Here is a 3769-nt window from a genome sequence, read left to right as displayed (position 1 = left end):
GTCTTGCCTTCCTCGCGGGCCGTGGCCATTGCGAAGCGAGCCAGGTCCGGCGGCAGGGAGATTGCCTTCTTGATGGCGCGCGCATTGGTGGTGCGGGGCATGGCAGTCACCCTGATGCATCGGCATGACCGAATGCGACCATACGGCAATGTCCGGGATTGTGCGCTGCTGCACCTGTCGATGACGCACGGGGGGCGGGCCAGACGCGAGACGCGTCCGGCTTCACCACTTCTCGCCGAAGGGTCGCACCGTGACTTCGAAGGTCCAGGCCGATGGAGGCTGTGAGGCGAGAAACACGGCGGTCTGCGCCATGTCGTCCGGCCTCAGGAAGTAGCTGTCCGGCTTGTCGGGCATGTTCCTGCGGGTTGAGGGCAAGTCAACGACGGCGTCGATCATGAGCAGCGAGACGTGAACCCCGCGCGGCCAGAGGCTGCGCGCCATGGACTCGGCGAGGCTGCGTTGGGCGGCCTTGGCGGGGGCGAAGGCCGCTGTCTGTGGCCCACCCCGCAGCGAGGCCGTTGCTCCGATGAATATGATGTTGCCGGATCCCGCTGCCTTCATTGCCGGGATGACCTCCTGGCTCGCAGCCAGGGCGCCGAGCGCATTGACGCGCCAGGATGACTCGAAGGCGTCGAGACTGGTGCTCTCCACATCTCCCCAGGAGCCGGATCCGGCGTTGTAGACGAGTGTCGCCGGATGTCCCATTTCGCCGCGAATGGCCGCAAATGCGCTCGCCACCGAAGAAGGATCTGATACATCGCAGGCGTATGCGTGTGCGCCCGGCAATGCCCTTGCCAGTTCAGTGGTGAACGCTGTGCGCCTTGCCAGCAAGGCAACGGAGTATCCGGCCCCGGTGAAAGCACGGGCCAGAGCAGCGCCATTTCCCTCGCCAACGCCGACAACAACACAAACTGGTCTGGTCATGAAAGTCTCCCGAATTGTCCGCGGTTGAAGTCCGCTATTGCCTCCCTGATCTGCTGTTCGGTGTTCATCACGAAGGGCCCGTAACCGACCACCGGCTCTTCGATGGGCTCGCCGGCGAGCAGCAGCAAGGCGGCATCACTGATTGCTTCCACGATCAAACCCGTACCGTTCCTGGACAGAGTGGCGAGGTCGGTGGCTTGAAGCCCGGCGTCGCCATTGACGCGCACGCTGCCAGTGCGCTGCGCCACCAGCGTACTCCAGCCTTCGGGTTGGGGTATCTCGAGCGTATGACCCTTCGCAAGACGTACGTCCAGCACGTTCATCGGGCTGAATGTGCGGGCTGCGCCGGGTGTTCCGGCATGCTCGCCGGCGATCACGCGTATGGTGCCACCGCCCTCCGGCAGGTTCACAACGGGGATCTGTGGGGCACTGATCGACTGGTAACGCGCAGGTGTCATCTTGTGAACTGCGGGCAGGTTCACCCACAGCTGCATGACCTCGAATGGGCCGCCACGCGCGGCATAGTCTGCCGAGTGGAACTCCTCATGGAGGATACCGCTGCCGGCGGTCATCCACTGCACGTCTCCGCTGCGAATGACGCCGCCAGCGCCGGTGGAGTCGCGGTGTTCAACTTCGCCTTCGAACACGATGGAAACGGTTTCGAATCCACGGTGCGGGTGACTGCCCACGCCGCGCCGATGCGTCGTTGCCGGGAATAGGGTCGGTGCGGCGTAATCGAGCAGCAGGAAGGGACTGCGCTCGGCTACTCCTTCACCGCTGTAGCCGAACAGGCTGTGCACCGGGAACCCGTCGCCCACCCAATGATGGCCGGGTGGGCGACGCGTGGAGAGCACACGCTTGCGGTTGTTGGATACTGGCTCTGCGTTCACGAGGTCATTCCTGTGGATCAATTGAACACCATGCCGCCGTCCACGAGGATCGACTGCCCGGTGATGTACTCGGAATCCGGGCCGGCAAGGAACGAAACCACGCCAGCCAGCTCGCCACGTTCTTCGGATCGATCCGGGGCGCCTTGCCGTTGAAGTTTGCGGGCGTACTCATGGTTCGGTCTCCTTGCGGAAGTGAAGAATGCGGTGCTGGATTGGATGGTAAGTTGTATTCAAAGCGAGAAAAATGGTGGAATTCTGGCTTCACTGTCCCGAAATCAGAACAATGGAGCGCCTGGAGGGACCATGGAAGAGCTCGGTGACCTTGCCGCATTTGCCCTGGTGGCTGAGCACGGCGGCTTTGTCGCCGCTGAGCGTGCCACCGGCGTACCCAAGTCGCGCCTGAGTCGGCGCCTTGCGTCGCTGGAGGCGTCCCTGGGCACACGACTGATTCAGCGCAGCACCCGGCGTTTTGCCGTCACGCCAATAGGTGAGCAGGTACTGCTGCACGCGCGCGCAATGCTCGCCGAGGCCGAGGCAGCCAGGGCGCTGGTGGACGAGCAAACCACTGCTCCACGCGGTACGGTTCGATTGGCCTGTCCGCCCGCACTGCTGCAAACCACGGTTGGGGCAATACTGGCGCGCTTTCTGAACGCGTGGCCACACGTGCAGGTGCAGGTACAGGCGAGCAATCGAAACATTGATGTGTGGCATGACGGCGTGGACCTGGCATTGCGTGTACGCGCGCCCGATGCTTCGCTGCCGCAGGAGGAGGTGGTGCGTCCGCTGGCGCTGAGCCCGCACCTGCTGGTCGCCTCGCCGCAACTGTTGATCAATTCAGCGCCTCCGGTCGAGCCCGCCGATCTGGTGCGATGGCCGACACTGGGTCTGGGCAATTCACCGGAGCAACAGTGCTGGCGCCTGCGTGGCCCCGGAGGCGCGCTGGTCGAATACACGCACCAGCCGCGCTTCGTGGTGGATGATGTTGCGACCTTGCGCGATGCCGCCCTGGCCGGTGTGGGCTGCGCCGTGCTGCCACGCATTCTGGTTCATGATGCGTTGCTGGCCGGCACGCTGCAGGAGGTTCTGCGCGATTGGGCGCCACCGCCTGGCCTGGTTCAGGCCGTCTACGCCAGCCGCAAGGGCCTGCGTCCGGCCGTGAGGTACCTGCTGGACGCGCTGGCGGAAGGCTATGCCGAGCTGATCGCCCAGGGCCGCTGCCTGGAGCCGCCCGGCAGCGCGTGACAATTCGGCGCTCCAGTTCGCCGTGGCGCAGGTCAGGCGAGATTCGCCGTCACCGCTACAAGGCGCCGTGCCGGGTGGACAATCGAGGCTTTCCCGCGCGAAACATCCGCGCGTACTCGAACCCCCGCACCACTCTCGCCCTGACCTGCCTGGCCAGCGGATGCGCGGGGTTGATCAGCGCGCAGTTTTCCTCGGGAACGATGACGGAAGGCACCAGCAGGATCGGCGAGCGGCGGGAGAGCAGCCAGCCGGAGCCGAATCTCACGCTGGCGCGGCCGGCGGGAATGGCCGACCAGGCGGCGGGCAGGGCGGAGGCCTGGACTTCCTCGCGCCGGGACCAGACGCCGCCCGGCACGTCGATCTCCACGAGGAAACGGTTCTGCGGAAAGCCGCCGTCATCGATGTGCGCGGCCGTTTCGAGCACGGCCAGCGAGATGGAGGTCGCGCAGTAGACGACGGCCTCGCCGTGGTCGTTCCACCGCCCCGGGTGGCTTGCCGCACCCATGCCGCCGAGATCGTCTGCCGGGAAGGCGCGCGTTTCCGCGGCGATCCGCCAGAGCTTCACTGATAGGCGCCGCTCTGGATGGAGCCGAGCAGCCGCGACACCATGTCCAGTCCCGTGGGCGTGTCCAGGAGATCGGCCGGCTTCTTGCCGCCGAGAGCCGGCTGCGCGGTCTCGATCCACTGTCCGAGCCACCGGGCGGCATCGAATT

Annotated in this window: 5 protein-coding genes; 1 reads left to right on the top strand and 4 read right to left on the bottom strand. The window is 65.5% G+C overall.

Going from position 1 to position 3769, the window contains the following annotated elements:
- Window positions 1–222 precede the first annotated feature (222 nt).
- From Q0X16_RS05475 to Q0X16_RS05465, 3 genes are read right to left on the bottom strand one after another with little or no spacing between them, the layout of a single operon-like run.
- Entirely contained in the window at window positions 223–924 is a 702-nt protein-coding gene (locus Q0X16_RS05475; RefSeq protein WP_297831651.1) for an SDR family NAD(P)-dependent oxidoreductase, read from the bottom strand.
- Window positions 921–1814 carry a pirin family protein gene (locus Q0X16_RS05470; protein WP_297831648.1) on the bottom strand — a complete coding sequence of 298 codons (894 nt, stop codon included), beginning with the start codon at window positions 1812–1814 and terminating at the stop codon, window positions 921–923. Before Q0X16_RS05470 ends, Q0X16_RS05475 begins: the two co-directional genes overlap by 4 nt.
- A gap of 17 nt (window positions 1815–1831) precedes the next feature.
- Window positions 1832–2032 carry an SDR family oxidoreductase gene (locus Q0X16_RS05465; RefSeq protein ID WP_297831654.1) on the bottom strand — a complete coding sequence of 67 codons (201 nt, stop codon included), beginning with the start codon at window positions 2030–2032 and terminating at the stop codon, window positions 1832–1834.
- Between Q0X16_RS05465 and Q0X16_RS05460 the strand changes: the two genes are divergently transcribed.
- The gene (locus tag Q0X16_RS05460) at window positions 2007–3056 is read left to right on the top strand and encodes a LysR substrate-binding domain-containing protein (protein WP_297831646.1); all 1050 of its coding nucleotides are present in this window, start codon (window positions 2007–2009) and stop codon (window positions 3054–3056) included. The two genes, Q0X16_RS05465 and Q0X16_RS05460, sit on opposite strands and share 26 nt — an antisense overlap.
- A 55-nt stretch (window positions 3057–3111) precedes the next feature.
- On the opposite strand, the gene Q0X16_RS05455 is transcribed toward Q0X16_RS05460, so the two are convergent.
- Window positions 3112–3621: an RES domain-containing protein gene (locus Q0X16_RS05455; RefSeq protein ID WP_297831643.1), complete on the bottom strand. Its 510-nt coding sequence runs from the start codon at window positions 3619–3621 to the stop codon at window positions 3112–3114.
- Window positions 3622–3769: the final 148 nt, after the last annotated feature.

It is taken from the genome of Thermomonas sp., assembly GCF_025993755.1.
GTDB lineage: Bacteria > Pseudomonadota > Gammaproteobacteria > Xanthomonadales > Xanthomonadaceae > Thermomonas.
This window is presented reverse-complemented; position numbering and strand designations above follow the sequence as displayed.